Origin of the sequence: Mycobacterium sp. (assembly GCF_046330795.1) — a bacterium.
Classification (GTDB): domain Bacteria; phylum Actinomycetota; class Actinomycetes; order Mycobacteriales; family Mycobacteriaceae; genus Mycobacterium.
Genome location: NZ_JAXLSA010000002.1, coordinates 379217 through 405271, shown reverse-complemented (window position 1 = coordinate 405271; position 26055 = coordinate 379217). Strand labels below are relative to the sequence as shown.

Below are 26055 nucleotides of genomic sequence, written 5' to 3'. Positions count from 1 at the left end.
ACGAAAAGGGGGCCTTCGCGTCTGCTCGCGGAAAGAAATGACGCTGGGTAGCGTTGAGGGCACCGTGACCCGCCACCGGATGGCCCTGCTCGCCTACGCGTTCACCGCGATCATGCTCGGCACCACGCTGCCGACGCCGATGTACTCGCTCTACGCCGACCGGATGCACTTCGCGGTACTGACCACCACCGTCATCTTCGCCACCTACGCCGTCGGGGTGCTCTTCGCCCTGCTGGCGTTTGGCCGCTGGAGCGACGCCGTGGGCCGCCGGCCGATGCTGTTGGCCGGTGCGGCGGCAGCGATCGCCAGTGCGGTGGTGTTCCTGATCGCGCACTCGGTGCCCGAACTACTCGTCGGCCGCCTGATGTCGGGACTGTCGGCCGGCATCTTCACCGGCACCGCGACGGCCGCAATCATCGAATCGGCACCGCCGCCCTGGCGCAATCGGGCGCCCGCTGTGGCGACGGTGGCCAATATGGGCGGGCTCGGGCTGGGCCCGCTGCTGGCCGGCCTGCTGGTGCAGTACGCGCCGATGCCCCTGCAGCTGGCGTTCGCGGTGCACATCGTGCTGGTCCTGGTCGCCGTGGTGGCCATCTGGCTGGCAGGTGAGACGGCACAACCCCAGGGCCGCATCGGCTTCCAGCGCCTGTCGGTGCCGGCGGAGACCCGGTCGGTGTTCGTCGTCGCCGCCACCGCCGCGTTCGCGGGGTTCGCGGTGATGGGCCTGTTCACCGCGGTGGCCCCGTCGTTCATCGCTCGGGTGATCGGGATCGGCAACCATGCGGCCGCCGGAGCCATCGTCGCCTCGGTGTTCGCCGCGTCCGCCGTGACCCAGGTCGTGGTCCGCCGCGCGGAGCCGACCCGGGCCGTCGCGGTCGGCTGCGCCATCCTGGTGGTCGGAATGGTGATTCTGGCTGCGGCCCTGCACTTCTCGTCACTGCCGCTGCTGATCGCCGGGGCCATGGTGGCCGGGGTCGGGCAGGGGATGAGCTTCGGCCGGGGGTTGGCCGCGGTGGCCGACCGGACCCCGCCCGACCGCCGGGCCGAGGTCAGCTCGACGTATTTCGTCGTCGCCTACGTCGCGATCTCGCTGCCCGTGATCGGCGAAGGTCTGGCCGCTCAGCACTGGGGACTGCAGACCTCCGGGATCACGTTCGCGATCATCGTCGCGGTGCTCGCGGCCCTGTGCTTCGTGGCGGTGCTGTTCGAGGAGCGCCGAGCCGCGCGCTGACCGCCGCGATGGTCAGCGGGTCCGCCAGGACCGAGAAGTGATCGCTGTCCGGTGCATCCACCACCGTGATCGACGGGTTGACCTCCCGTAGTGCGGCAACCGCCCGGTCCGGAACGATCAGCCCGTCGTTGATCGGCCGCAGAGCCCGCACCAGCACCGTCGGCATGGTCAGGGCCCGCCAGTGCGCGCTCCAGTCACGCGGCCACGGCTGGTCCAGGTCCTCGAGGGCCGCCGCGTGGGAGGTCAGCGGCCGGGAGCGACCGTCGGCACCACGGCCGAGTTCGTATTCGTAGAACTCGTCCGGCAGCCCGGTGTCACCGACCCTGCGTAGGTACTCCCCCGGCGTATCGACGGCCAGGTCGAGTCGGTTCAGCCAGTCCCGTACCGCCGCCAGGGCCCGGGACTGTGCCAGGCCGGCGTGCTCGATCAGGCTCACACTGCGCAGCCGTCCGGGGTGCCGCCGTGCGACGTCCATCAGGATGAGCGCGCCCATCGACCAGCCCGCGGCGTCGAATTCGGTTGCGCCCAGTGCATCGGCGACCGCGACGACGTCATCGGCGTGACCGGCCATGCCGTAGGTCCCCGGTGGGGTCATGGCACTGTGCCCGCACCCGCGCAGGTCGAACGCCACCAGTTGACGGTCGGCCCCGGCGAGGTGATCGGCCAGTCCGTTGAATGCGGTGACGTTGGCCGACAGCCCCGGCACACACAACAACAGGGGCGCGGTGGCCAGGCCCCAGCGGCGGGCCCGGACCCGGCCGGACGGCAGCGCCAGATCGAAATCGGTGAACACGTTGGCGTCCTGCCGATTTGGCCGACTCAGCCGCTCTTGCGGCGAAACTCCCGCCGGCCCTCGACCGGGCCGTGTGCCTTGGATTGCTTGGTGCCGCCGTCGGCGTGCGACGCGCCACCGGCGGCCTTGGCGTTCTTGCGTTCGAGCGCCTCGCGGAACTTCTTCTTGTTGTCGTTCTCTGGCTTGTCGTCCTTGGCCATGACCGCAGCCTATCGCCCCCACATCAACCGCGAGGGTGCGCAGAAGTCCGGGATCAACGGCGTGTCGGCGAACCGACACGCACACTCGCGGAGAATGAGGCTCAGCGCTTGCCGGGGGGCATGCCGTACAGATGCGCGACGGGCAGGGTCAGCACCACCCGCCGGTCGGTGACCATCGCCTGCCGGTAGTCGTCCCAGTCGGGATGCTCGCCGGCGATGTTGCGGTACACGGCGATCAGCGCCTCGACGGTGTCGTCGTGCGGGTTCGCCGCCGGCGGGGTCAGGATGGCGTTGCCCTCGGCGACCGCGTAGGACCAGCCGTCGTCCGAGCTGACCAGGATGGACGCCCGGTGATCCCGGCGCAGATTGCGGGTCTTGGCCCGGGGCTCGGTGATGGACACCTGGATCGCCACGGCCCGCGGATCGAAGAAGTACGACACGTTCGACAGCTGCGGCCGGCCGTCGCGCTTGATCGTCGCCAGCACCCCCAGCGAATTGTCCTTGATGACGGCCAATAGCTTGTCGTCGAAAACCTGGCGGGTCATCTCATGAGACTACTCAGCTCTCGGTCTGGTTCCGAGCCCTTCCGAGTGTGGGGGCCATGGCTGCCGTGCTGGCGATCTGCGTGCGAAAGGCCCACACTCGGCGGCGTCGCTACCCTGGGTCCGGTGACGGTCATCGACGGCAACACCCTGGACGGCGTATCGGCCACGGCCCTGTGGACCCTGCATTTCCGGGCCACCGAGGCCAAGCGGCCCGGCGGCGCGATCGAGGATCCGGAGGCGATCCGACTCTTCGACGCCGTGGACTACGACTATCTGAAGTTCGGCAGGCCGAACCAGTCGCACGCACTGCGGGCCCGGTCGTTCGACGCGGTGACCATCGACTACCTGCGGGCGCACCCGAAGGCCGCCGTGGTGGCGCTGGCCGAGGGTATGCAGACCAGCTTCTGGCGCCTCGATGCCGCAGGCGTGCTGGACCAGGCGACCTGGTACTCGGTGGACCTGCCCGCGGTGATCGAGTTGCGCGAGCAACTGCTCCCCCGCGACCGCCGGATCGTCGAGATCGCGCAGTCCGTCCTGGACCGCAGCTGGATGGATCGGGTCGACGCCTCGAACGGCGTGATCATCACGGCCGAGGGGCTGTTCATGTACCTGGACCCGGCGGACGTCCGGTCGCTGATCGCCGACCTGGCCGCGCGGTTCCCCGGCGGGCAGCTGGTGTTCGACAGCATCCCGCCCTGGTTCAGCCGCAGGACGCTGAAGGGCCTGAGACTGAGCAACCGCTATCAGGCGCCGCCCATGCCGTTCGGCCTGACGGTAGATCAGGCGGTGGCGCTGGCCGGCCAGATCCCCGGGGTGCGGGCCGCACATGACGTGCCGTACGCGGCCGGCCGCGGCATCTTCCGGTTGGTGGCATCCCCACCGTTCAATGCCGTTGCGCCGCTGCGCAATCGCCGGCCTGCGGTGACGGTACTGGAGTTCGGACCGCCGGACGGCAAGCACAAGGTCGATCTGGACGGGGTGCCCGAGACGGCGTTGAGGACGCTGAAGGTCCGGGCCAGCGAGGCTCGCCGGCCCGACCGGATCCTGGACGACCCGGTAGCGGTGTCGCTGGTCGACGCCATCGACTTCGACTTCGCGAAGTTCGGTTACACCCAGCGCCAGGATATGGCGCTGCGCGCCAAGGCGTTCGATGATCGTACGGTGGCGTACCTGGCCACGCATCCGGCGGCCACGGTGGTCGCGTTGGCCGAAGGCCTGCAGACCACCTTCTGGCGGCTCTCGGCCCGCCTGCCGGATCACCGGTTCCGTTGGCTCAGTGTCGATCTGCCGCAGATGATCGAGCTGCGCAGGGAGCTGTTGCCCGCCTCCGACAGCATCCAGATGCTGGGCCAGTCCGCACTGGACCACAGCTGGATGGATCACGTGGACAACAGCAAGGGCGTCTACATCACCGCCGAGGGCCTGTTGATGTACTTGCAACCCGCCGAGTCGTTGGACCTGATCGCGGAGTGCGCCAAGCGTTTTCCGGGCGGGCAGATGATGTTCGACCTACCGCCGGCGTGGGCCGCGAAGCTGACTGGTCGCGGTCATCGAGCATCACGCCGCTACCGTGTCCCGCCCATGCCGTTCAGCCTGAGCCGCGCCGACGCCGACAACCTGGTCAACACCATCCCGGGCGTGACGGCGGTGCATCACGTACCGATGGCCCGTCCGCGTGGCATGGTGCTGGGCGCGTTGGCCAGCGCGGTGAACCGGATCCCGCGCTTTGCCGACGTTGCCCCGGTGCAGCTGCTGCTCGAATTCGGCTGAGCCGCAACCACACCGAGGCCGGATGGTCAGGCGTCCAGTGCCACCGGATCGGTTGCCCCGGCAGACCGCCGCGCGGCACCGAACCGCAGGTTCGGATTGGCCACCGGGCTCTCCCGCAGCGCCTTCACGTCGGTGAAGTAGTTCATCGACATGCCCCACGTCAGGCCGTCGGACTGGCGTGGCATCACGTTGGCGGCACGCTGGACGTAGCCGGCCGCGAAATCGACCATCGGCCGCGACGGCATCCCCGGGTCACTGACGAACGGCACGGCGGTGTCGTATCCGTGCGTGTCCATGTGGGTCAGCAGCCGGCAGAAGTGCTCGCAGATCAGGCCGACCTTCAGCGTCCACGACGAGTTGGTGTAGCCGAAGACGAACGCCAGGTTCGGCACGCCGGAGAGCATCATGCCCTTGTAGGCGAACGACTTTGACAGGTCGACCGGTTCGCCGTCGATGCTCACCGACACCCCGCCGAACAGCTGGATGTTCAAACCCGTTGCGGTGACGATGATGTCGGCATCCAGATGCCGGCCGGACTCCAGCTCGATCCCGGTCTCGGTGAACGTCTTGATGCGGTCGGTCACCACGTCGGCCTTACCGCGGCTGATCACGTCGAACATGTCCCCGTCGGGCACGACGCACAGCCGCTGATCCCACGGGCCATAGCTCGGGTTGAAGTGTTCGTCGACGGGATAGCCGTCGGGCAGCCGGGTGGCGTTCAGGTGGCGGATCACCTTGCGGGCCGCCCGCGGGAAGCGCTGACAGAACTCGTACACGGCCCGCTGCCGCAGGATGTTCTTGCGCCGGGACAGCGCATAGCCCCGCTTCGCGCCGAGCACCCTCTGGGCGGTGTTGGCGAACGCGTCCTTGGCCGGCAACGGCATCACATAGGTCGGGGACCGCTGCAGCATGGTCACGTGGCCGGCCTTGTCGGCCATCGCGGGGATCAGCGTGATCGCGGTGGCGCCGCTGCCGATCACGACGACCTTCTTGCCGGTGTAGTCCAGATCCTCCGGCCAGTGCTGCGGATGGATGATCTGGCCCGAGAATCGCTCACTGCCCGGGAAATCGGGGGTGTAGCCCTGGTCGTAGCGGTAGTAGCCGCCCGCCATGAAGATCCAGTTGGCACTGAACTGGATCAGTTCCTGGGTCTCGAGGTTCTCGACGTCGACGGTCCAGCGCGCCTCGGCACTGGACCAGGCCGCACCGAGCACCTTGTGCCGGTATCGGATCTTGCCGTCGATATGGTTCTCGGCCGCGGTCTCGTGCAGGTAGGCCATGATCTTGTCGCCGGAGGCGATCGCATCCTCGTCGCGCCAGGGCTTGAACTCATAGCCGAAGGTGTGCAGATCGGAGTCCGACCGGATCCCCGGGTAGCGGAACAGATCCCAGGTTCCGCCCAGGGAGTCCCGCGCCTCGAGGATCGCGTAGGACCGCTGGGGGTGCTCACGTTGCAGGTAGTACGCCGCGCCGAGCCCGGAGATACCGGCTCCGACGATGAGGACGTCGAGCTTCTCGACGTGATTGGCGGTGCGCTCCATTGCTGACTCCATCGGGGTAGTCGGTTCGATGCAAGAATCGTGCCGTCCGGCCAGCGGCGGAGAATAGGGCAATACCACCCAGAATTCGGATCTGGCGGTGCAAAGTGCACCACACTCTTATGCTGACGGCATGCCATGGCAGCGGCCATCACCCGCGGTACAGGACCTCATCCGGCAGTGCGCCCAACGCGTCGTCAACCCTCGCCCGGAGTGGTTGGCCGAGCTCGACGCCGTGGTGCTGGCCGCCAACCCGGCGATCGCGGCCGACCCGGAACTGGCGGCCGCCATCAACGCGAGCACGCACGCCAACTTTCTGTTCTGGGGCACGGCCAACCTGCGCGATCCGGGCGCGCCGGTGCCACCCAACACCGGACCCGAACCAATGAACATCGCCCGCGACCTGGTGCGCCGCGGTCTGAGCACATACGCGCTGGACGCCTACCGAGTGGGCCAGGGAGCGGCCTGGCGCCGGCTGATGGACATCGCCTTCGAACTGACCTCCGACCCGGGCGAACTGCACGAGCTGCTCGATGTCTGCTCGCGATCCATCAGCGAATTCGTGGACGCCACACTGGCCTTCATCGCGGCGCAGATCGAGGCCGAACGCGACGAGCTGACCCGCGGCACCCACGCCGAACGGCGCGAAACCGTCGCGCTGCTCCTGGAGGGCGCGCCGATCCCCCTGGGCCGGGCCGAGGCCCGGCTGGGCTACGCGCTGACCGGCCAGCACACCGCGGCGGTGGTGTGGAGCGACGATCCCGCCGGCGATCTGGCCCGGCTGGACACCCTGGTCACCCAACTCGGCCGGGCCGCCGGCACCCGCCCGCTCAGCGTGCTCGCCAGTGCCGCCACCCGGTGGGTGTGGATACCGGGCCCCGGCCGGATCGACATTGCGGCACTGCAGGATTGGCTGAGCGCACCCGGGGACGTCCACATCGCGATCGGCCCCACGGCCGACGGCGTCGACGGGTTCCGCCGCAGCCATCTGGACGCGCTGACCACGCAGCAGATGATGGCACGTCTGCGCTCGCCACAGCCGGTCGCGCGGTTCACCGACATCCAGTTCGTCGCGCTGCTCACCGCCGACCCCGACCGGGCCGGCGACTTCGTCCGGCAGACTCTGGGTGACCTCGAATCGGCCGGCCGCGAATTGCAGGAAACCGTCCGGGTGTTCGTCGCCGAGCAGTGCAACGCCTCCCGCGCCGCGGCGCGGCTCTACACCCACCGCAACACCCTGCTGCGCCGACTGGCCCGCGCCGACGAACTGCTACCCCGCCCGCTGGCCGAGTCGACCGTCCCGGTCGCGGTCGCGCTCGAGGTGGTGCGCTGGCGTGGATAGCACCGCGTCAGCCGAAGGCGGCCTCGACGTAACGCAGCGCCGCGGCCTTGTCCAGCCCCAGCGAGCGGGCCGCCGCCACGTAGGTGCTGGCCGCCGCCGCCATCGCACCGTCGGCGGGGTCGGCACGTGCCACGAAAGTGCCGAAGCGGCCCCGGGTTTCGACGATCCCCGCCGCCTCGAGCTCACGGTAGGCGCGAGCAACGGTGTTGACCGCCAGACCCAACTGCGCGGCCAGCTCGCGAACCGTGGGCAACCGGGCACCGGCCGGCAGCCGGCCGTCCCGGATCGCGTCGATGAGCTGGCCGCGCAGCTGGTCGAACAACGGCCTGGCCGCATCCGGATCCACCACGACGAACTCCCCCACGTCCATGGATTCGATTATTCAGCACGCCCGCTATTTTGGTGAGGTGCGGATTGCGGTGCTCAGCGGTGCGGGAATCTCCGCGGAGAGCGGCGTACCCACCTTCCGCGACGACAAGAACGGGCTGTGGGCCCGCTTCGACCCGTACGAGCTGTCCAGCACCGAGGGCTGGCGGAGTCATCCCGAACGGGTGTGGGGCTGGTACCTGTGGCGGCACCACCTGGTGCAGCGGGTCGACCCGAACGACGGTCACCACGCGCTGGCGGCCTGGGAGCGACACGGCGGCATCGACGAGGTCTCGGTGATCACCCAGAACGTCGACAACCTGCACGAGCGCGCGGGCAGCACCGCGGTGCACCACCTGCACGGCAGCCTGTTCGAATTCCGGTGCGACCGGTGCGGACTGCCGTACACCGGGCCGTTGCCGGACATGCCCGAACCCACGCTGGAGGTCGAGCCCCCGCAGTGCGCGTGCGGCGGGCTGATCCGGCCCGACATCGTGTGGTTCGGCGAGCCGCTCCCGGACGCCCCGTGGAACGCCGCGGTCGACGCGGTGCGCGACGCCGACCTGCTGGTGGTGGTCGGCACGTCCGCCATCGTGTACCCGGCCGCCGGCCTGCCGGAGTTGGCGTTGGCCCGCGGCACCGTGGTGGTGGAGGTCAACCCCGAACCGACCCCACTGTCGTCGTCGGTGACCGCGACGGTGCGCGAGAGTGCCAGCACGGCCCTGCCGATGCTGCTGCAGCGGCTGCCGCAACTGCTGGACTGAGAGCGGCCCGCTCAGGCCGGCTTGACCGCCCGGCCGAGCGCGAACTCGGCAACCGGCAGTGGCAGCCAGCGCGGCAGCGTCCACTGATGGCGCGCACCCTGCAGCTCGAAACCGGCTCCGCTCAGCGTGGCTTCGGTGTTGCGGTGGGTGTGGCAGCCGCCGAACAGCCGCGGCCAGAGCGTCGCATCGGCAGCCCGCTGCACCCCGCCGCGCCAGCCGCCGCTGGCGACGTGCTCCATGTAGCGCAGCTCGCCGCCGGGTTTGAGCACCGAGAAGAGCTGCCGTGCAACATGTTCGGCATCATCGACCGTGCACAGCACCAACGAGCAGACGATTGCGTCGAACGGCTCGGTGTCGGTGAGGGATTCGACCGTCTGCTCGGTCACGTGCACTGGCACGGGCGCCGCGGTGGCCGCCGTCCGGGCATGCCCGGCCAGCAGCGGCTCCGGCTCGACGGCCAGCACCTCGGCAACGGTGGGGGGATAGTGGGCGAAGTTGGTGCCGGTTCCGGCGCCGACCTCGAGCACCCGGCCGCTCAAGGCGTCGAGGTTGTCCTGTCGCAACCGCGTCAACGCCTCGGTCTCGTGCGCGGACATCAACGTCCAGACCCGCGCGAAGAACGGATTGGACACCCCGTCCGAATTCCTCGGACCACTCACGACGACACCCTCCTCGGTTCGAACAGCCAGTCGATTGTCTCCTGCGGGGTGGCGTCGACGCCGACGCACCCGATGACGATCTGCCCGCAGCACAGCGCGCGCAGTACCCGGTCGGTGAACGCCTCGACGTCACCGAACGGCAGGTGCGGCTTGCAGATCAGCAGCGCCGCGATCCCGTGCACGGCGGACCAGAGTTCGAGCGTGATCGTCGTGGGATCCCCGGGCGCGTAGATGCCCTGGTCCATCAACGCCTGGACCGACCCGCGCAGGTAGCCGAACGCCGAACTGGCCAGCACGGTGTCGATGTCGCTGCCGGGCCGGCCCTCCCCCATGGTCGCGATCCGGTACAGCTCGGGGTTGGCCACGGCGAAGCGGATGTAGGCATGCCCCTGGGCCCGCAGGATCTCGATGGCGCTCGGGCGGCCCACGGCCGCGCGCTGCATCTGCACGTGCAGCTTCTCGAAGTACCGCGCGCACACCGCGTCCAGCAGCGCCTCCTTGTCGGCGAAGTGCAGGTAGATCGACGGCGGCGTGACGCCCACCCGCTGCGCCACCGAGCGGATCGACACCGCCTTGGCGTCGCCGGTCACCAGCAGCAATTCGGTTGCCGCATCGAGTATTTCGTCGCGCAGCTGCTCACCTGATCCGCGCGGGGACCGCTGCCGGCGCTGGGCGGAACCTGGCATCGCGGCTACCTCGGATCCGCCGCCGGCACGGCGGTGGAATCCGGGTCGGGCTGGTTACCCGACTCACTGATGCCGAACCGCTGGTGCAAGCGGGTCAACGGCTTGGGTGCCCACCAGTTCCATCGGCCCAGGACGTGCATGAAGGCGGGCACCATCACCATTCGGACCAATGTCGCGTCGACGAGGACGGCCAGCGCGAGTCCGGTGCCGAACATCCGCATGAACGACACCTTGGCCGCGATCAGCGCCGCGAACGAGATCGACATCACCAGCGCGGCGGCGGTGATGACCCGGCCGGTGCGGGCCACGCCGAGCGCCACACTCTCGTCGTTGTCCGCGGCTGTCTGCCCGCTCTGCAACCAGAACTCCCGGATCCGCGAGATCAGGAACACCTCGTAGTCCATCGACAGTCCGAACGCGATGCAGAACAACAGCACCGGCATGTTCGCCACCAATGTGCCGGTCGGGGTCGTCCCGAACGCCCCGAGATGGCCGTCCTGGAAGATCCAGACCAGCGCGCCGAACGCCGCGGTCAGCGAGAGCACGTTGAGCACAATGGCTTTCAGCGGCAGTACTACGCTCCCGGTGAGCAGGAACAGCAGCGCAAAGGTGATCACCGCGATCACCACGAGCACCGTCGGCAGCCGTGAGGTGATGGCCTGCACGCTGTCCCGGTTCACCTGCGCCACGCCGGTGAAGTCGACATCGCGGCCACCGGGCCCGGGTACGGCACGCAGTCTGTCCAACTGGGTGTCGGAGGCATCGGAGAACAGCGCGGCGTTGCTGCCGATCGTCAGATAGGCACTGCCATCGGCGATTCCGGCCGACGCCGGGGCCGGACCGACCTTGCGGCCCGCGACGAAGGTACCCGTGGGAGCCGTCACGACGGGCACGTCGGGAGTCGTCGACAACTCGGTGGCGTACCGGTCGAAATCGGCGGGGGTCAGCCCGTCGGCATCGGGGATCACCACGGTGACGGCGGTCTCGGAGTTGTCGGCGAAGTTGGACCGCAGCTGGTCGCCCACCTGATGTGCCGAAGCCGACTTGGGCAGCACCCGCTCGTCCGGGTAACCCCATTTGACGCCGAGGAACGGCAGCCCGAGGAACAGCAGCAGGGCCACCCCGGCCACGCCGATCGGGATGGCCCGCGACATCACGAACTTCGTCGAGCGGTACCAGAACAGGTCCGAAACCGCTTTCGGCGCCGGCTCCGGGCGGCCGAGCATGCGGCGGAACAGCCGGCGGACATCGAGAGAGTCCAGCCGCGGACCCAGCAGGACGATGGCGGCCGGGGTCACCACGATGGCGGCCACGGCGGCGAAGGCGACGGTCGCGACGCCGGCGTAAGCGAACGACCGCAGGAAGTACATCGGGAACAACACCATCGCGACCATCGACAGCGCCACCGTCACCGCGGAGAACAGCACCGTGCGCCCGGCCGTGGCGATGGTCCGGATCACGGCCTGATCGCGGTCCGCGCCGTCGGCGAGCTCGTCGCGGTAGCGGCTGATGATCAGCAGCGTGTAGTCGATGGCCAGCGCCAGCCCCATTGCGGTGCTCAGGTTGAGTGCGAAGATCGAGACGTCGGTGCCGAAGGTGATGAGCCGCAGCACCGACATGGTGCCGACGATGGCCAGCCCGCCGACCGCCAGCGGCAGCGCGGCGGCCAGCAGGCCGCCGAACACCCACACCAGCACCAAAAAGCTCAGCGGCAGCGCGATGGATTCCATCAGCAGCAGGTCGTGCTGGTTCTGGCTGTTGATCTGGGAATACACCATGGCCGATCCGCCGGCGTGCACGGTGGCACCGGGATGGGCCGGCAGGATCGAATCGATGACCTCGTCGGCGAGGTCCTGAGCGTGGTGCTGGGCATTGTTCTCACCACCGGTGACCCCTATGATGACCAGGCCGGTGGCGCCGTCCTTGCTGATCAGCCCGGAAGTGGCGGTGGGCGGCGCGGTCCACAGCGACGTCACGTTGGCGACATTCGGGAAATTCGCGGCGTGGTCGACGATCGCCTGGCCGGTTGCCCGCGCCTCGGTGGACCGGGCGCCACCGGGCGCGGTGACGGTGAACACCAGCTGCATATCACCCTGATGGAACTTGTCGCTGAGCACGTGACTGGCGCGGGTTGACTCCGACGTCGGATCCTGGAAGCCACCGGCCGACAGGCTCTTGGCGACAGGGATACCGAACAGGGCAGCGCCGACCATGGTCAATAGCGCCACCGCGACGATTCGCTTGGGCGCGGCGATGGCCATGAGCGCAATTCGGTGCAGCACCGGCCGCCTCCCCAGGATCTCGATCTGCCGACCCGGACCGGGCCGCCTATGACTTAACAGCGATAACTTACCGACGTCAACACCTTTATCACGACGGCGCCTAGGGTCGGGTTCATGACCGACTACCAACCCGATCTGAACACCTCGGCCCGCGACCTCGGGCTGCTCGTGCTGCGCATCGGCGTCGGTGCGCCCGCACTGCAGGCCGGACTGGTGAAATTCCTCGATCTGCGGACCGTCATCGACTACATGCAGACCGGCGGCTGGAGTTCACCGACGGCGGCCGCCCTGATGGTGTCGATCGCCGAGACGGTCGGCGGCGCCTTCCTGTTGCTGGGACTGCTGACCCCGCTGGCGGCGACGGCGGTGGTCGCCGCCATGATCGACGCCTGGCTGGTGAACGTGTCCGGGGCGGCGTTCTGGTCGGATCCGTTCAATGTTCCGTTCGTTCTCGCGTTCGCCGGGACCGCGGTGCTGCTGGCCGGCGCGGGCACCCATTCGCTGGATCATCAGCTGTGGGGTCGGGCAACATGGCCGCGTGTGGTATCCGTCACACTCCTCGTTGTTGCCATTTCCGCGGCTGTCGCGACATGGGTCGTGCTCAACGGGACAAATCCCCTTCACCTGACCGCCCCGAGAAGTTAGCTGGAGACCGGTCTCGAAATGGTTTCGATGCGCCGCGATGCGGGTACAGCTACTCGTCAGTACATAGCTCTGACGTGGAACGCTGCCATGGCGAGGCACGCTCGGCATGTTGCACTGTGACCAAGGTCCCTACCGTCGAGTAAGAATTGCCACCAATTTCCGACACTTGGCTCAACAATCTCTTAATCGCCGTACTTACGCTCAGAGTCATGTGGATCGACGACACCAACGCTGATGTCATCAAGATTGATTTCGACGCCCTGTACCACGGCGACTTCCTGGTCGAGGGCGACACCTCCGAGCAGCTCGACGACAATCTCCATCTGATCGCCAGCTGACCTGTCCCGCGCCCACGCGCGCATGGACAACACAGATCGCGCAGTACCGCGCCATCTGATCGACAACGACAAGAGGCCCGCCGAAAGGCGGGCCTCTTGTGCTATCTGCCTCAGGTGGCTCAGGCCAGGCTGGGCGCCGCGACCATCCCGGCCAGACGCCCGGTGATCAGCTCCTCGGCCTCGGACACGATGCGCGACACCAGATCGCCGACCGTCGGGATGTCGTTGATCAGGCCCATCGCCGTGCCCACGGTCCAGATGCCCGCATCGACGTCGCCGTCGTCGAACACCTTGCGGCCACGCACACCGGCCACCAGATCCTTGACGTCCTCGAACTGACCGCCCTCCCTGAGGATCTGTACGACCTCACGCGAAACCTCATTGCTCGCGACGCGTGCGGTGTTGTGCAGCGAGCGGAAGATCAGCTCGGTGCCCCGCTCGTCGCCGGCGACGATCGCTTCCTTGACGTTCTGGTGGATGCACGACTCGACGGTGCACATGAACCGCGAGCCCATGTTGATGCCGTCGGCGCCCAGCGCCAGAGCGGCGACCAGCCCGCGGGAGTCGGCGAAGCCACCGGAGGCGATCATCGGGATCTCGATCTTCTCGGCGGCCGCCGGGATCAGCACCAGACCGGGGATGTCGTCCTCACCGGGATGCCCGGCGCATTCGAATCCGTCGATGCTGATGCCGTCGACCCCGAGGCTCTGCGCCTTGACGGCGTGCCGCACCGAGGTGCACTTGTGCAGCACCTTGATCCCGTTGTCGTGGAACATCGGCAGGTGCGGGGCCGGGTTGGAGCCCGCGGTCTCGACGATCTTGATGCCGGCATCGACGATCACCTGGCGGTACTCGTCGTAGGGCGGCGGGTTGATGGCCGGCAGGATGGTCAGGTTGACCCCGAACGGCTTGTCGGTCAGATCCCGGGTCTTGGCGATCTCGTTGGCCAGGTCGGCCGGCGTCGGCTGGGTCAGTGCGGTGATGAAGCCGAGTGCACCCGAATTCGCCACGGCGGCAACGAGTTCGGCGCGACCGACCCATTGCATGCCGCCCTGGGCGATCGGATGCTCGACACCGAACGCCTCGGTGAACTTGGTCTTGATTGCCATTCGTCCTCTTCCTACCGGGGGGCCATCCGGATCGCGCCGTCCAGGCGGATCGTTTCGCCGTTGAGCATGGGATTCTCCACGATATGCACCGCCAGTGCGCCGTACTCGTCGGGGTCGCCGAGACGCGCCGGGTGCGGCACCTGCTTGCCGAGGGATGCCTGCGCCTCTTCGGGCAGCGAGCCGAGCAACGGGGTCTTGAACAGACCCGGCGCGATCGTGCACACCCGGATCAGGTCGCGGGAGAGATCACGCGCGATCGGCAGGGTCATGCCCACCACGCCGCCCTTGGAGGCGGAGTAGGCGGCCTGCCCGATCTGGCCCTCGAACGCGGCCACCGACGCGGTGTTGATGATGACGCCACGCTCCCCATCGATGGGTTCGGTCTTCGCGATGCGCTCGGCCGCCAGCCGGATCACGTTGAAGGTGCCGATCAGGTTGACCTCGACCACCTTGCGAAAACCGTCCAGCGGGAACGGGCCGTCCTTGCTCAGTGTCTTGATGGCGTTGCCGATGCCGGCGCAGTTCACGTCGATGCGCAGCGGACCCATCTCCTCGGCGGCGTCCAGCGCGGCGCTCACCTGCTCCGCGTCGACCACATTGGTCTCCACGAACTTCGCCCTGCCACCGAGTGCCTTGACCGCGTCCTCGCCCTTGAGGTCGATGACCACCACCGAAGCGCCCCGATCGAGCAGTCGCTTGGTGGTCGCCAGGCCCAGGCCCGATGCTCCCCCGGTGACGACGGCCACCGCGTCCTTGATCTCCACGTGCGAGTTCCCTTCCCGTTCGATCTACCAACCAATTGGTTGGGAGGGTAACAGGCTCAGGTCCAGTCCTTCAGCACGGCCTCGGTGTCCTCACCCGGGATCCGCGGCGCGGTCGGGGTGCCGGGCTGGGTGCGGGAGAACCGCGGCGCCGGCCGCGGCTGCAGCCCCGTGCCGTCGTCGTAGAAGATGTCGCGTTCGGTGTTGTGCGGCTCGTCGAGCACCTCGTTGAACGCCAGCACCGGCGCGACACAGGCGTCCGAACCGGCGAACACCGCCGCCCAGTGATCACGGTCGTGCTTGGCGATGGCCTCGGTGAGTGCGGTGCGCAGCTCGGGCCAGCGGGCCATGTCGTTCTGGTCCGGCAGACCCGCTCGCACTTCTGGGGCCAGGTCCAACTTCTCGATGAGTTCGGCGTAGAACTGCGGCTCGATGGCACCGACCGAGATGTACTTGCCGTCGGCGGTCTCGTAGGTGTCGTAGTACGGCGCGCCGGTGTCGAGCATGTTGACACCACGTTCGTCGGACCACAGCCCGGTCGATCGGAACGCCCACATCATCTGGACCAGCACGCTCGAGCCGTCGACCATGGCGGCGTCGACCACCTGGCCCTTGCCGGACGTCTGGCGCTCGAAGAGCGCCGCAAGGATGCCGACCAGCAGGAACATCGATCCACCGCCGAAATCGCCGGCGATGTTCAGCGGCGGAACGGGCTTCTCGCCCTTGCGCCCGACCGCGTGCAACAGCCCGTTCAGCGAGATGTAGTTGATGTCGTGGCCCGCCTGCAGGGCACGCGGACCCGTCTGACCCCAACCCGTCATCCGCGCATACACCAGACGCTCGTTGAGCTTGGCGCAGTCCTCCGGCCCCAGCCCGAGCCGCTCGGTGACGCCGGGCCGGAACCCCTCGATCAGGACGTCGGCCTTGGCGACCAGCTGCAGCACCAGATCGCGGCCCTCGGGCGCCTTGAGGTCGGCGGTCACCGACCGACGGCTGCGCAGCAGGTTGTCCCGCGACGGTTTGGTCGCCGCGACCTTCGCCGGCCGCTCGATCCGAACCACGTCGGCGCCCAGATCACCGAGGATCATCGCCGCGTGCGGGCCGGGCCCGATTCCCGCCAGTTCGATGACACGCAATCCCTGCAATGGTCCCGCCATGATCTGCACCTCCGTTGGTCTGCGAATGGGTGCATCTTCTCAACCGGGCCGAGCCAACCAACGGGTGGGTTGCTGAACGCCGGCGGCACCTCTCTATCGTGTGTGGCATGACGATCGCTGAATCGGGGTTGGACGCGCTCGCGCCGGTGGACGGCCTCCTCGTGAAACTCGAAAACGGAGTCCTGTCGGTCACCATCGACCGGCCCGACAGTCTGAACTCGCTGACGCCCAAGGTGCTCGACGGCCTGGCCGATGCCTTCGAGCGCGCCGCCACCGATCCCCGGGTTCGGGTGGTCCGACTCGGCGGCAGCGGTCGCGGCTTCAGCTCCGGCGCCGGCATCGGTGCCGAGGAGACCGGCGACGGACACGAGCCCGTCGAGACGCTGCTGCAGGCCAATCGCGCCACCAAGGCGATCGTCAACCTGCCGCGGCCCGTCGTCGCCGTGGTGCAGGGCCCCACCGCCGGCGTCGGGGTGTCCCTGGCACTGGCCTGCGATCTCGTAATCGCTTCGGAGAAGGCGTTTTTCCTGCTCGCCTTCACCAAGATCGGCCTGATGCCCGACGGCGGCGCCTCTGCCCTGGTGGCCGCCGCGATCGGCCGTGCCCGGGCGATGAAGATGGCGCTGCTGGCCGAACGGCTGTCCGCCGCCGACGCCTACGCCGCCGGGCTCGTCGCGTCCGTGCATCCCGCCGAGGAGCTCGAGGCCGCGGCCGACAAGGTGATCGCGCGCCTGCTCGCCGGACCCGCCGTGGCGTACGCCAAGACCAAGCACGCCATCAACGGCGCCACCCTGCCCGATTTCGACGCGGCCCTCGCCCGGGAGACGGCCGGCCAGCACATCCTGCTGAACTCCGCCGATCTGCGCGAAGGCATTCGGGCCTTCCAGGAGAAGCGCGACCCCACCTTCACCGACACCTGACCCGACGCGTCCCACCCACCACGCCGAAACGTACGTTCCGGCGGAGAAGTTCGAGTAGACGTCGCCATTTCGTCGGGTTCGGCGAGCGGTGTGGTCCCGCGAGCACGAGGCCCGACGACAACAGGACCCGCGGGTTCGGCGAGCGGTGTGGTCCCGCGAGCACGAGGCCCGACGACAACAGGACCCGCGGGTTCGGCGAGCGGAAAACCGTTGGACGCCAATGTTCCGCATCCGGCACCATCGTTCGGTGAGCACCCAGACCGACCACCAACCGGAGCATTCCCATGCGCCCGGCGGCTGGCGGGTGCTCGCCCCGTTCCGGTTCCGCGAATACCGCCTGCTGATCGCCGCGCTGTCCATCGTCATCTTCGCCGAAGGCATGTGGACGGTCGTGATGGCTCTCGAGGTCATCCAACTCACCCACGATCCGTCGGCACTCTCCCTGGTGGCCGCCTGCCTCAGCGTGGGCCTGGTCGCTTTCGTCCTCGTCGGCGGGATCGCCGCGGATCGAATTCCGCAGCGCACCATCATCATTGGCGTAGAAGCCGTGAACACCGTCGCGGTCGGGTCGGTGGCCCTGCTGGGTGCGACGGACCGATTGCAGATCTGGCACATGGCGGTGGCGGCGGCCGTGCTGGGCATCGCGGCGGCATTCTTCTTCCCCGCCTACAGCGCCTACCTGCCCCGGATCCTGCCGGCCGAACAGTTACTGGCCGCCAACGGAGTCGAGGGCGTGGTACGACCGGTGCTGCAGCGCGCCGCCGGACCCGCGGTCGCGGGTGTGCTCGTCGGGGCCACCTTCCCGACGTTGGGCGCAGGCGCCGTCGCGGTGTTGTTCGCTCTCGCGCTGGGGCTGTTGGTAGCCACCCGGCCCGCCACCGGTCGGCCCGTGACCGAACCCACCGGGCGACCGCACCTGCTCGATGATCTGCGGGCCGGACTGCGTTTCGTGGTCGGCACGCCCTGGTTGCTGGCGACCGTCCTGTTCGCCACGGGCGCCGTGCTGTTGATCATCGGGCCGATCGAGGTGCTGCTGCCGTTCGTCACCGCGGAGCGCTTCGCCGACGGCGCGCGGATGTACGGCTTCGCGCTGACGGCATACGGCATCGGCGGTGCCCTGGGCGCACTGGCGGTGTCGTCGGGCCGGCTGCCGCGGCGCTACCTGACGGTCATGATGCTGATGTGGGGTCTGGGCTCGCTGCCGCTGGTGCTCGTCGGCGCCACCTGGTCGTTCCCGGTGATGGCGACGGCCCTCTTCGTCATCGGGGTGACCGACGGCGCCGGCATGGTCATCTGGGGGACGCTGCTGCAGCGCCGGGTCCCGGCCGCGATGCTGGGCCGGGTGTCGAGCCTGGACTTCTTCGTGTCGCTGGCACTGATGCCGGTCTCGATGGCGATCGCCGGCCCCCTGTCGAAGGTCGTCTCGATGCAGACCATCTTCACCGTCGCCGGCCTCGGACCGATCGTCCTGGCAGTGATCGCACTGTTGGCCGCCCGGATGCCGCACGACGAAATCGCCCACCCACTCCGGTGATTCGCGATTGATCTGCCGCCGAGCCTCGTGCTCGCGGAGCCCGGCGTCACAGGCCGAACAGCGGGGGTAGCGCCAGCACCATGATGGCGCCCCACACCAGGTGGGTGAGCACGGGTGCCAACACCCCGCCGGTCGCCCGTCGTTCCAGCGCGCACACCGTGCCCAGGATGACCGCGGCGAAGCCCAGCATCGGATTGCCCGACGCCGACGTCGCGATCACGTAGAGCACCGTCGAGATCAGCACGGGACGGGTGCGGCCCAACGCGGTGTAGAGCGCGCCGCGGAAGAACAGTTCCTCGGCCACCCCGTTGACCAGCGTGATGGCGACAACCAGCGGCAGCGTGCCCTGATTCGCGAAGGCCAGCACGCGGGCGACGGGTTCGGCCAGCGCGTCGATCCGGCGGACCACCAGAGCACCCACGACGAACAGTCCGCCGGTGAGCAGTCCGGCCGCCGTGCCGATCAGCACCGGCGGCCGGCCCCGGCGGTCGGTTCCCAGGTGCAGCGGACCGGACAGCCCCGCGCCGCCGGCCCATACCGCGGCGAGCGCCAGGGTCAGCCAGTAGAAGCTGGTTTCGCCGGGCCGGCGGGTCAGCGAGACCGACAGCAGGATCGCTCCGGCCACCAGCACGGCCACCACCACCAACCGGCGTCGGTGCGTGCTCCACGACGATTCCCGTTGCGGCTCGGCAACATTGGTGAGGAGCCAGGTCATCGTCGTCAGGCGCGGTGCAGGTCGACCAGGTGCTCGTAGGCCAGCGCGTTGAGCCGGTTGTGCTCGAGCTCGTGGTCGTTCAGCTCACGGCGCACCTTGCCCGGGACACCGGCCACCAGGGAGCGGGGCGGGATCACCGCGCCCTGTGCGACCACCGCGCCCGCCGCGATCAGCGACCCAGCGCCGATCACCGCGCCATTGAGCACGGTGGCGCTCATGCCGACCAGCACGGTGTCCTCGATGGTGCAGCCGTGCAGGACCGCGTTGTGCCCGACGGTCACCCCCGCGCCGATCCGCGCGGGAAAGCCGGGGTCGACGTGCACGGTGACACCGTCCTGGATGTTGGACCCGGCGCCGATCTCGATGGGCTCGAACTCGGCGCGCAACGTCGCCGAGTACCAGACACTGGCGCGCTCGGCCAGGCTGACCCGGCCGATCAGGGCGGCGTTGGGAGCGACCCACGCCTCGGGATGCACTTCGGGGCTCTCGCCCTTGATGGCGACGATCAGCGGCTCCGGCATGGTCGCCATGGTAGATCGGGCCGATTACCCCACAGACGCTGCGGTCGTCGTCTCGGCGTCGTGCGCGCCGTGCGACGGCCCGCCACACAGGCGTCCTACCAGCGCGTTTTGGGTACGCAAGCGGGCCTTGCGTACGATTTTCAGCGACGTGCGGCGATCTCGGCCGGTAACGATCGACACCGGGATGGCGACGTAACGAGACGTGGACGAGCGACCACGCACGCTGCACCCGGGGCCGCTCCAACGACGGACGACGGCCCGAAAGCCTCGAAAGGGACCCATGAACACCCGCCTGAAGACCGTGGGCGCCGCTGTCGCGTTCGCCGCGATTGCCACGTCCATCCCCACCGCCGTGAGCGCGTTCGCCGACCCGGCGCCGGCTCCGGCGCCCGCACCGGCCACCCCGAGCACCTCGGTGTCCACCCCGGTGGCCCGGATTCCCGACGTGCAGGGCCCCGGCTGCGACGCCTACAAGAAGACGCTGACCGCCGCCGGCGGTTCGCCCACCACCGTGAGTGAGCAGACCGCGTCGCAGGCGCTGGCCTCCACCCCCGATCTCAGCGACTTCTACGCGGCACTCTCCGGCCAGTGGAACCCGGCCGTCAACCTGGTCAGCGTCCTCGACAACGGTCCGTACAACGTGTTCGCGCCGACCAACGACGCCTTCGCCAAGATCGACCCGGCCGAACTCGCGGCGCTGAAGGCCGATCCGGCCCAGCTGACCAGCGTGCTGTACTACCACATGGCCCTGGGCCTGCTCGGTCCCGACGACATCCACGGGAACCTGACCACCCAGCAGGGCAAGCAGATCACCATCGACGGCAAGGGTGGCGACCTGAAGTTCGACCAGACGGCCAAGCTGATCTGCGGCGGCATCGCGGCCAAGGACGCCAAGATCTACATGATCGACACCGTGCTGAGCCCGGACAACGCGCTCTCGCCCAACGGCGAGACGCCCACGTCCGCGACCGCGACGACGTCGGCCGAGGCGACCACTTCCGCGACCGCGACCACCACCTCGGCGGCCCCGGCACCGGCACCGGCACCTGCGGCCTGAGTCTCCGATACGACGAAAGTCGGCCCTTCGCCTGGCTAAAACCTTGGCGGGAGCCGACTTTCGTCGTTCAGGGCGGGGTCAGAGCCCCAGATCGCGGCCGATGATCTCCTTCATGATCTCGGTGGTGCCACCGAAGATCGTCTGCACGCGTCCGTCGCAATAGTCACGCGCCACGCGGTATTCGAGCATGAAGCCGTATCCGCCGTGCAGCTGAACACATTGGTCGACGACCTTCTTGGCCACCTCGGTGGCCCACCACTTGGCCTTGGCCGCCTCGACCGCGGTCAGCTCACCGTCGACCACACCCTGCAGGCATCGGTCGATGTACTGCTCGGTGACCTCGAGTTCGGTGTCCATCTCGGCGAGCAGGAACCGGTTGTGCTGGAAGCTGCCGATCGGCTGGCCGAACGCCTTGCGATCCTTGGCGTATTGCAGTGTTTGCCGCCAGGTTTCGCGCGCACCGGCGATCGCGGTGATGGCGATCGAGAGCCGCTCCGACGGAAGGTTCTGCATCAGGTGGTAGAAGCCGCGCCCCTCCTTGCCCAGCAGGTTGGCATTCGGCACCCGGACGTTCTCGAAGTGCAGCTCCGAAGTGTCCTGCGCGTGCAGACCGACCTTGTCCAGCTTGCGACCGCGGGTGAAGCCCTCCATACCGCGTTCCACCACCAGCAGCGTGAAGCCCTTGTGGCCGGCCTCCGGATCGGTCCGGGCCACCACCACCACCAGGTCGGCATTGATGCCCGACGAGATGAATGTCTTGGAGCCGTTGATGATCCAGTCGTCACCGTCGCGCACCGCCGAGGTCCGGATACCCGCCAGATCGCTGCCCGCACCGGGCTCGGTCATGGCGATGGCGATGATCAGCTCACCGCTGGCGATGCCGGGCAGCCAGCGCTGCTTCTGCTCATCGTTGGCCAGATCCTTGAAGTACGGCCCAACCACATCGTTGTGCAGGCTCAGTGCGGGTGCCGCGACACCAGCCTTGGCGATCTCCTCGTCGATGATGGCGTTGAACCGGAAATCGTCGGAACCGCCGCCGCCGTACTCCTCGGGCATGTTGAACCCGATCAGTCCGTGCTTGCCCGCCGCCACGTAGGCGGACCGGTCGACCAGGCGCTCGGCCTCCCACTTCTCGGCATGCGGAACCAGCTCGGTCTCGATGTAGCCGCGAACGGTGTCGCGGAACGCTTCGTGCTCTTCGTCGTAAATGGTGCGCTTCATGTGTTGTCCTCTCCTACTTGGCTTTCCATACGGGCGCGCGCTTCTCGGCAAATGCCCGCGGCCCTTCTTTGGCATCCTCGGATCGCAGGACCGCGCCGATTTCGCGCATGGTGCGCTGCCAGCCGGCCTCGTCGCCGGCGATCACGCTGTCGTCGACGCCGTAGGCCACCCGCTTGCTGGCCCAGACGGCCAGCGGGGCGTTGCAGGTGATCCGTTCGGCCAGCGCCAGCGCAGCCTCGACGACGGTGCCGTCGGGCACCACCTCGTTGATCAGACCCCACTCGCGCGCCTGCGCCGCCGTGATCGGCTCACCGGTGAACAGCAGCTCCATCGCGACCTTGCGCGGCAGCTGATCGACGATCCGGAACACCCCGCCGGCCGCGGCGATCAGACCGCGCTTCACTTCGGGCAGACCGAATTTCGACCGTTCCTCGGCGATCACCAGATCGCTGGCCAGCGCCAGCTCCGTGCCACCGCCCAACGCGTTGCCGTTGACGGCCGCGATGGTCGGCTTGTCGATGTAGTGCTGCACGTAGCCGGCGAACCCCCACTCCCCGCGGTCGGGGTGAAAGATGCTCTCGCGCCGCGAGATCGCCTTGAGATCGGCACCGGCGCAGAAGCTCTCGCCCGCACCGGTGATGACCACCGCCCGGACCTCGGGATCGTCCTGGGCGGCCTGCAGGGCATCACCCACCGCCGTGGACACCGCGGCGTTGACCGCATTGCGCGCATCGGGCCGGTTGATCGTGATGATCATGACGTTGCCCCGCCGCTCGGTCAGAGCGGCGGGGGCGTCCGTGTGCTGATCGGTCACAGCAGCTCGAGGATGGTGGCGTTGGCCTGGCCGCCGCCCTCGCACATCGTCTGCAGACCGTACTGAATTCCCTTGTCGCGCATGTGATGCAGCATCGTGGTCATGATGCGGGCACCCGAACCGCCCAGCGGGTGACCCAGTGCGATCGCGCCGCCATTGGGGTTGAGCTTCTTCTCGTCGGCGCCGATGTCCTTCAGCCACGCCAGCGGAACCGGGGCGAATGCCTCGTTGACCTCGAACACGCCGATCTGGTCCAGGCGCAGACCCGAACGCTTCAGCGCCTTCTGGGTGGCCGGGATCGGTGCGGTCAACATGATGACGGGATCCGCACCGGCCAGCACCGCGGTGTGCACGCGGGCAAGGGGTTTGAGCCCGAGCTCTGCTGCCTTCTCCGCCGACATGAACAGCAGCGCGGCCGAACCGTCCGAGATCTGCGACGAGTTGCCGGCCGTGATCACACCGTCGTCCTTGAACGCCGTCTTGATCTTGGCCATCGACTCCAGGGTGCCGCCCCGGCGGATTCCCTCGTCCTTCAGAACGGCGTTGCCATCCTGATCCTTGATCGCGGCGATCTGGTCGTCGAAGGCACCGGAATCCTGTGCGGCGGCGGCCTTCTCGTGCGAGCCCAGGGAGAACTGGTCAACGTCCTCGCGGGAGAGCCCCCACTGCTCGGCGATCATCTCGGCGCCGACGCCCTGGTTGGGGGTGCGGTCGTAGCGCGCCTTGAAGCCGGCCGAGTACGGGTTGCCGCCGTTGGCCAGTGAGGCGCCCATCGGGGTGCGCGACATCGATTCGACGCCGCCGGCGACGACGACGTCGTAGTGGCCGGCCACCACACCGGCCGCGGCGAAGTGCACCGACTGCTGGCTCGAACCGCACTGCCGGTCGACGGTCACACCCGGAACCGATTCGGGCCAACCGGCGGTCAGCAGGGCGGTGCGGCCGATATCGAGAGCCTGCTCGCCGGCCTGCATCACACAGCCCCAGATCACATCATCGACCAGGGCCGGGTCGACCCCGGCACGTTCCACCAGTGCGTTGAGCACCTGCGCGGACAGCTCTGCCGGATGCACCCCGGACAGGCCGCCATTGCGCTTACCGACGGGCGAGCGCACCGCCTCGACGATCACGGCTTCAGCCATGGAACTTCCTCTCAACTAGTTGGTTGGTAGATCGTTCATAGCACCACCGCGCCCCGCAGGGAAACTGGGGTTCCAACCCGAGGCACGCATCCAACGCCGCTCCAACCCGGAATCTGATGATTCGACACATGGGTCAGCCGGACCAGCGGTCAGCACGGTGGCATCACCGGCCTGACCTACTGACGTGCTCCGCCCGTGACATGCACCGGCAGGTTGTCGTCCCACGGCTGGCGGGTCACCGCGTCGGACACCCGGATGTAGCCGGACTCGAACTCGCCGGTCGCGGCATCCACCAACCGGTAGCGCTGAGCCTGGATGTGGATCGGCTGCGCGTCGATCAACACCACCCTGACCTCGCCCGGCTCGAAGTGACACCGCCGCTGCATGGCCGCGATCAACTGCTCGTTGTGCATGTGCCCGTCGCCGAAGTTCCAGCCGATGGCCGTCGAGCAGATCCGCTCACCGTCGGTCATCACGTACCCGGATTCGGGCTCACCGGCCATCGCCCGGTGGGCCAGGGTGTACATCATCCGGCCGTGGGTGTTGAAACAGCGGAACGAATACCCAAGATATTGCAGCACCTGCGCCGCTTCCGGGCTGCCGTAGACCTTCTCCAACTGCGCCTGCGGCATGCTGGCGATTGCCACCAGGTTCTTGGCGATCTTCTCGCTCGCCGACGGCTTGATGCACCACAGCGACGAATCCCAGTTCCCCGCGTAGTACCGCATGCCGGGCAGGAAGGAAACCTTGCGCGGGAACAGGTTTCCCAAGGTCACGCTGCACACCAGCACCGCGAACAGGACGACGGGCCAGGGCGTGCTCAGGTCGGTGATGCCAACCGCGGCGTGCCCGACGAACAGCGCCAGCACGCTGAAGATCATGAACACGTTCCACTCCAGCGGCACGCCCATCGGGATCGCCGTCAGGATGCCCAGATGGAACACCACCATCACGATCGCCGCGATCGCCGTGGGCCACCCGCCATGGAAGAAGAACAACGCCAGCGGAATCAGCATCTCGATCGCAGTGGAGAAGTGCGCCACGATCCGGGCCAGCCGGCCAGGGCGCAGATCGTCCGGGAAGCGTTCGAAGAAGAGCCGTTTCAGTGCGCGCGGCCGCACCACCGGGCTGTTGGACATCATCGTGGAGATGACGAACGGGAAGTGCTTGTTGAGCTTCGAGGTGGCCGCACCCACCCAGATCGCCAGGCACACCAGCTTGGCGGCGATGATCGTGTCGACGCCGAAGCCGGCGAACAGGAATGCGACGGTGAACGAGGCGTACACCTCGCCGCGGGCGGCCAGGAAGATCACCTTGTCGCGCAGACCGGCCAGCGCGAGCACACCGAGGATGGCCCAGATCCAACACATCGGCAGCACTCCGACCTGGGTGCCCAGCGCGGGCCGCGGGCCCGTGCCGTCGGAGAACAACGCGACGACGAGTAGCACCAGCAGTGCCGCGTAGAGCAGGACGTCGACGGGCTCGCGGTTGTCACCGCGGGTGAAGGGCACCCGGGTGGGCCACGGTGGCAGCCGAATGGTGTTGGGCCGCAACCAGTACAGGATGGATCCCATGGGTGGCAGGTAGCGGTTGTTGAGCGGACCGAAGCCGCAGCCCAGGCCGATGACCTCGAACAGCATGGTGTAGAGCACGACCTTCTGGAAGACGATCGGCTCGGCGCCCCACTGCGCCACCGCCGTGAAGCCGTCGATCCCGCGGGTGGTCAGCACCACCAGCCAGGCGCCCAGGATGTAGAGCAGGATCTTGAGGACGTAGAACAGGTGCAGCACCACGGGGGTGCCGAAACCGACCTCGGCCCAGTGCCGGGCCATCGGCCGCAGCTTCTGTTCCCAGGTGCCGCGGCTCCACCGCTCGAAGTCGACGACGGGCAGTTCCGGCTTCAGAAAACCCATGGCTCCAAGACTAGAACGTGTTCTAGTCGCCC

At 68.2% G+C, this 26055-nt stretch carries 26 protein-coding genes and 1 pseudogene; 10 read left to right on the top strand and 17 right to left on the bottom strand.

What is annotated here, in order from left to right; genetic code table 11:
- The first annotated feature begins 37 nt into the window (after positions 1 to 37).
- Positions 38 to 1231, top strand: coding sequence for an MFS transporter (locus U0R18_RS09155; RefSeq protein ID WP_526367870.1), 1194 nt, complete (start codon positions 38 to 40; stop codon positions 1229 to 1231).
- On the opposite strand, the gene U0R18_RS09150 is transcribed toward U0R18_RS09155, so the two are convergent.
- From U0R18_RS09150 to U0R18_RS09140, 3 genes are all read right to left on the bottom strand, one after another.
- Positions 1161 to 2024: an alpha/beta fold hydrolase gene (locus tag U0R18_RS09150; RefSeq protein ID WP_526367869.1), complete on the bottom strand. Its 864-nt coding sequence runs from the start codon at positions 2022 to 2024 to the stop codon at positions 1161 to 1163. The genes U0R18_RS09155 and U0R18_RS09150 overlap by 71 nt on opposite strands.
- A 26-nt stretch (positions 2025 to 2050) precedes the next feature.
- On the bottom strand, positions 2051 to 2224 hold the full coding sequence (locus tag U0R18_RS09145; RefSeq protein ID WP_526367868.1) for a DUF5302 family protein: 174 nt from the start codon (positions 2222 to 2224) through the stop codon (positions 2051 to 2053).
- 101 nt (positions 2225 to 2325) lie between these two features.
- Complete coding sequence (locus U0R18_RS09140) at positions 2326 to 2769, bottom strand: PPOX class F420-dependent oxidoreductase (RefSeq protein ID WP_526367867.1); 444 nt, start codon at positions 2767 to 2769, stop codon at positions 2326 to 2328.
- A 123-nt stretch (positions 2770 to 2892) separates the two neighbouring features.
- On the opposite strand from U0R18_RS09140, the pseudogene U0R18_RS09135 reads away from it, so the two are divergent.
- Both U0R18_RS09135 and U0R18_RS09130 read left to right on the top strand, forming a co-directional pair.
- Positions 2893 to 3711 (top strand): annotated as a pseudogene (locus tag U0R18_RS09135) (class I SAM-dependent methyltransferase); the annotation flags it as partial.
- Positions 3700 to 4539: a class I SAM-dependent methyltransferase gene (locus tag U0R18_RS09130; protein ID WP_526368272.1), complete on the top strand. Its 840-nt coding sequence runs from the start codon at positions 3700 to 3702 to the stop codon at positions 4537 to 4539. The pseudogene U0R18_RS09135 and the gene U0R18_RS09130, both read left to right, overlap by 12 nt.
- 26 nt (positions 4540 to 4565) lie before the next feature.
- On the opposite strand, the gene U0R18_RS09125 is transcribed toward U0R18_RS09130, so the two are convergent.
- Positions 4566 to 6080: a flavin-containing monooxygenase gene (locus tag U0R18_RS09125; RefSeq protein WP_526367866.1), complete on the bottom strand. Its 1515-nt coding sequence runs from the start codon at positions 6078 to 6080 to the stop codon at positions 4566 to 4568.
- Positions 6081 to 6210: 130 nt separating this feature from the next.
- Between U0R18_RS09125 and U0R18_RS09120 the strand changes: the two genes are divergently transcribed.
- Positions 6211 to 7419, top strand: a complete 1209-nt coding sequence (locus U0R18_RS09120) for an Rv1453 family transcriptional regulator (RefSeq protein WP_526367865.1) — start codon at positions 6211 to 6213, stop codon at positions 7417 to 7419.
- Positions 7420 to 7426: 7 nt separating this feature from the next.
- Here the strand turns inward: U0R18_RS09120 and U0R18_RS09115 are convergent, their stop codons facing one another.
- Positions 7427 to 7789 (bottom strand): Rv1152 family transcriptional regulator, encoded by a 363-nt coding sequence (locus U0R18_RS09115; RefSeq protein WP_526367864.1) that lies wholly within the window; start codon positions 7787 to 7789, stop codon positions 7427 to 7429.
- 37 nt (positions 7790 to 7826) lie between these two features.
- On the opposite strand from U0R18_RS09115, the gene U0R18_RS09110 reads away from it, so the two are divergent.
- On the top strand, positions 7827 to 8549 hold the full coding sequence (locus U0R18_RS09110; protein ID WP_526368271.1) for an SIR2 family NAD-dependent protein deacylase: 723 nt from the start codon (positions 7827 to 7829) through the stop codon (positions 8547 to 8549).
- A gap of 11 nt (positions 8550 to 8560) precedes the next feature.
- Here U0R18_RS09110 and U0R18_RS09105 read toward each other — a convergent pair whose 3' ends face one another.
- From U0R18_RS09105 to U0R18_RS09095, 3 genes are read right to left on the bottom strand one after another with little or no spacing between them, the layout of a single operon-like run.
- Positions 8561 to 9145: a class I SAM-dependent methyltransferase gene (locus U0R18_RS09105; RefSeq protein WP_526368270.1), complete on the bottom strand. Its 585-nt coding sequence runs from the start codon at positions 9143 to 9145 to the stop codon at positions 8561 to 8563.
- Positions 9146 to 9204: 59 nt separating this feature from the next.
- The gene (locus U0R18_RS09100) at positions 9205 to 9894 is read right to left on the bottom strand and encodes a TetR/AcrR family transcriptional regulator (RefSeq protein ID WP_526367863.1); all 690 of its coding nucleotides are present in this window, start codon (positions 9892 to 9894) and stop codon (positions 9205 to 9207) included.
- A gap of 5 nt (positions 9895 to 9899) precedes the next feature.
- A complete protein-coding gene (locus U0R18_RS09095) occupies positions 9900 to 12176 on the bottom strand; it encodes an MMPL family transporter (protein WP_526367862.1) in 2277 nt (758 codons plus the stop codon).
- A gap of 114 nt (positions 12177 to 12290) precedes the next feature.
- Between U0R18_RS09095 and U0R18_RS09090 the strand changes: the two genes are divergently transcribed.
- Both U0R18_RS09090 and U0R18_RS09085 read left to right on the top strand, forming a co-directional pair.
- Entirely contained in the window at positions 12291 to 12821 is a 531-nt protein-coding gene (locus U0R18_RS09090) for a DoxX family protein (RefSeq protein WP_526367861.1), read from the top strand.
- A gap of 209 nt (positions 12822 to 13030) precedes the next feature.
- Positions 13031 to 13159: a hypothetical protein gene (locus U0R18_RS09085; RefSeq protein ID WP_526367860.1), complete on the top strand. Its 129-nt coding sequence runs from the start codon at positions 13031 to 13033 to the stop codon at positions 13157 to 13159.
- 119 nt (positions 13160 to 13278) lie between these two features.
- On the opposite strand, the gene U0R18_RS09080 is transcribed toward U0R18_RS09085, so the two are convergent.
- From U0R18_RS09080 to U0R18_RS09070, 3 genes are read right to left on the bottom strand one after another with little or no spacing between them, the layout of a single operon-like run.
- Positions 13279 to 14268: an NAD(P)H-dependent flavin oxidoreductase gene (locus U0R18_RS09080; RefSeq protein ID WP_526367859.1), complete on the bottom strand. Its 990-nt coding sequence runs from the start codon at positions 14266 to 14268 to the stop codon at positions 13279 to 13281.
- An 11-nt stretch (positions 14269 to 14279) separates the two neighbouring features.
- Complete coding sequence (locus U0R18_RS09075) at positions 14280 to 15032, bottom strand: 3-hydroxyacyl-CoA dehydrogenase (protein WP_526367858.1); 753 nt, start codon at positions 15030 to 15032, stop codon at positions 14280 to 14282.
- A 56-nt stretch (positions 15033 to 15088) separates the two neighbouring features.
- A complete protein-coding gene (locus tag U0R18_RS09070; RefSeq protein ID WP_526367857.1) occupies positions 15089 to 16186 on the bottom strand; it encodes a CaiB/BaiF CoA transferase family protein in 1098 nt (365 codons plus the stop codon).
- A 113-nt stretch (positions 16187 to 16299) separates the two neighbouring features.
- On the opposite strand from U0R18_RS09070, the gene U0R18_RS09065 reads away from it, so the two are divergent.
- The gene (locus tag U0R18_RS09065) at positions 16300 to 17106 is read left to right on the top strand and encodes an enoyl-CoA hydratase/isomerase family protein (RefSeq protein WP_526368269.1); all 807 of its coding nucleotides are present in this window, start codon (positions 16300 to 16302) and stop codon (positions 17104 to 17106) included.
- Positions 17107 to 17353: 247 nt separating this feature from the next.
- A complete protein-coding gene (tet(V), locus tag U0R18_RS09060) occupies positions 17354 to 18640 on the top strand; it encodes a tetracycline efflux MFS transporter Tet(V) (RefSeq protein WP_526367856.1) in 1287 nt (428 codons plus the stop codon).
- 46 nt (positions 18641 to 18686) lie between these two features.
- On the opposite strand, the gene U0R18_RS09055 is transcribed toward tet(V), so the two are convergent.
- On the bottom strand, positions 18687 to 19355 hold the full coding sequence (locus U0R18_RS09055) for a CPBP family intramembrane glutamic endopeptidase (protein WP_526367855.1): 669 nt from the start codon (positions 19353 to 19355) through the stop codon (positions 18687 to 18689).
- A gap of 5 nt (positions 19356 to 19360) precedes the next feature.
- Complete coding sequence (locus tag U0R18_RS09050; RefSeq protein WP_526367854.1) at positions 19361 to 19876, bottom strand: gamma carbonic anhydrase family protein; 516 nt, start codon at positions 19874 to 19876, stop codon at positions 19361 to 19363.
- Positions 19877 to 20156: 280 nt separating this feature from the next.
- Between U0R18_RS09050 and U0R18_RS09045 the strand changes: the two genes are divergently transcribed.
- Positions 20157 to 20933 carry a fasciclin domain-containing protein gene (locus U0R18_RS09045; RefSeq protein WP_526367853.1) on the top strand — a complete coding sequence of 259 codons (777 nt, stop codon included), beginning with the start codon at positions 20157 to 20159 and terminating at the stop codon, positions 20931 to 20933.
- Positions 20934 to 21011: 78 nt separating this feature from the next.
- Here the strand turns inward: U0R18_RS09045 and U0R18_RS09040 are convergent, their stop codons facing one another.
- The 4 genes from U0R18_RS09040 to U0R18_RS09025 all read right to left on the bottom strand — a co-directional run bounded on the left by U0R18_RS09040 (position 21012) and on the right by U0R18_RS09025 (position 26023).
- Positions 21012 to 22154: an acyl-CoA dehydrogenase family protein gene (locus U0R18_RS09040; protein WP_526367852.1), complete on the bottom strand. Its 1143-nt coding sequence runs from the start codon at positions 22152 to 22154 to the stop codon at positions 21012 to 21014.
- Positions 22155 to 22167: 13 nt separating this feature from the next.
- Positions 22168 to 22968 (bottom strand): enoyl-CoA hydratase/isomerase family protein, encoded by an 801-nt coding sequence (locus tag U0R18_RS09035; RefSeq protein WP_526367851.1) that lies wholly within the window; start codon positions 22966 to 22968, stop codon positions 22168 to 22170.
- The gene (locus U0R18_RS09030) at positions 22965 to 24110 is read right to left on the bottom strand and encodes a thiolase family protein (RefSeq protein ID WP_526367850.1); all 1146 of its coding nucleotides are present in this window, start codon (positions 24108 to 24110) and stop codon (positions 22965 to 22967) included. The genes U0R18_RS09035 and U0R18_RS09030 overlap by 4 nt, the downstream gene beginning before the upstream one ends.
- A gap of 176 nt (positions 24111 to 24286) precedes the next feature.
- The gene (locus tag U0R18_RS09025) at positions 24287 to 26023 is read right to left on the bottom strand and encodes a DUF3556 domain-containing protein (RefSeq protein ID WP_526367849.1); all 1737 of its coding nucleotides are present in this window, start codon (positions 26021 to 26023) and stop codon (positions 24287 to 24289) included.
- Positions 26024 to 26055: the final 32 nt, after the last annotated feature.